At 42.1% G+C, this 480-nt stretch carries 1 pseudogene; it reads right to left on the bottom strand.

Annotated elements, in window-relative coordinates:
* Positions 1 to 225 (bottom strand): annotated as a pseudogene (locus tag Xsto_RS20895) (replication protein); the annotation flags it as partial.
* Positions 226 to 480 lie beyond the last annotated feature (255 nt).

Genomic DNA, 480 nt, shown 5'->3' on the forward strand with positions numbered 1-480 from the left:
ACCGGGTTGTAAGTGCCACACTTTCCCTTTGAAATTAGCGGTATAAGGTTGTCTGGCTGCATCCATAAGCAAATTTTCCCACAGCGTTCTGAGAAAAACGTCTTTAGCCCACGGTTTATTTCTGATGCTCCTGTACAACTGGATGAAACCTAATTTCTGGTTTTCCACCCTGTTGCTCCTAGTTTTTCGAGCCGCATTAAAATCAAAAACCTCCGCTGTACTCATACGGCCTCCCTACCATTAAATCGGATTTTCATGTATACTTACCTCGTTGTTGGTGGCTTTAGAGTGGGCTTGCATACCTCTTCTTCATCGAGATACCAACACTCCAAACTGTATAAGAGGCCCTAGTTGTTCGCCCAACTGGGGTTTTTCTTTTTATCCCGCCTGTAATTCCCATCGGTAACATTCCTAAAGTGAAATGACAGTTAGATTTTGTTTAGAAAATAAAAAGAGAGATCAACTATCCTGAGATAGATG

This window comes from Xenorhabdus stockiae, assembly GCF_002632825.1.
Taxonomy (GTDB): Bacteria; Pseudomonadota; Gammaproteobacteria; order Enterobacterales; family Enterobacteriaceae; genus Xenorhabdus; species Xenorhabdus stockiae.